This is a genomic window from Gordonia sp. IITR100 (assembly GCF_002009645.1).
GTDB lineage: Bacteria > Actinomycetota > Actinomycetes > Mycobacteriales > Mycobacteriaceae > Gordonia > Gordonia hongkongensis.
This window is the reverse complement of sequence record NZ_MVKV01000047.1, coordinates 1-1,187: the sequence shown is the minus strand read 5'-3', so window position 1 is coordinate 1,187 and position 1,187 is coordinate 1. Positions and strand designations below refer to the sequence as shown.

Here is a 1,187-nt window from a genome sequence, read left to right as displayed (position 1 = left end):
TAGTTCAGCGACTCGATCGAGTTGGTGGTGTAGATGACTTTGCGGAGCTCGGGCGGGAACGCCAAGAACGGAATGAACCGGTCCCACGCTCGATCGAAAGCTGCTGCGGCACTCGGATATTTGGTCCCCAGTTCCGAGTCTCGGAAGGCTTCCCATTCGCGGCGGGCGGTCTCGGCGTCGGGGGCGGTGTAGATCGGTTTGATCGCCCGCGCGACGTCTTTGCGGTCCTTGTAGTTCACGAACCGCATCGAGTTGCGAATCAGATGCACCACACACGTTTGCACCGTGGCCAATGGCCAGGTCGCCTCGATCGCTTCGGGGAACCCGGTCAACCCGTCGCAGCACACGATGAGCACGTCCTTGACGCCGCGGTTGGCCAGATTCGCACACACCCCGGCCCAGAACTTCGCGCCTTCCTCGGCTTGTATCCAGATGCCCAGCACATGCTTGACGCCGGCCATGTCGACACCAATAGCGATGTGGGCGTGCCTGTTTCGGACATGACCGCCGTCTTTGACCTTCACCACCAGGGCGTCGAGGTAGATGACGGGATACAAGGCCTCCAGCGGCCGGTTCTGCCATTCATCGACCGCGTCGAGGACCTCGTCGCAGATCTTCGAGATCGTCTCATGCGACAGATCGGTGCCGATCGTCGAGGCCAGATGATGCTGAATGTCGCGCAACGTCATGCCGCCGGCATATAGCGAGATGATCATGTCGTCGAGGCCGCCGAGCCGGCGGGAACCCTTGGGTACCAGGCGTGGGGTGAACGTGCCCTCACGGTCACGAGGAACGTTCAACTCGACCGGCCCGGCCGCGGAGTCCACCGTTTTCGGGCTCGACCCGTTGCGGGCGTTGGGCAGTTGCCGACCGGCCGGATCGCCCTTGGCATAACCGAGGTGATCGGTCAGCTCGGCCTTCAGGCCGCGTTCGAGAGCGAGTTTGATCAGACCCGGGATCAGGCCGCCGTCGCCGGTGATCTGGACCTGGCCGGTATCGATCTGGGCCAACAACTCATCGACCATGCCCGAGGCCTCCAGCGCCTCGGCCACCTCCGCGGTCGAACGCGGCTCAGCCAGCTCAGGCAGCTGCTGACCGTCGTCGTGCTGCTTGTCGTCTAACGCCATGCTCATAGATTGTCCTCTCACTGATGAGCACCGGACTTACACAGACCATCTGACACCCCC

The 1,187-nt window shown here is 62.8% G+C and carries 1 protein-coding gene; it reads right to left on the bottom strand.

Translation table 11 applies throughout. From position 1 onward, the window contains the following. Positions 1-1,025, bottom strand: a 1,025-nt coding sequence (locus tag B1818_RS23805; protein WP_254859890.1) for an IS256 family transposase, incomplete at its 3' end; no start/stop codon positions are given. Positions 1,026-1,187: the final 162 nt, after the last annotated feature.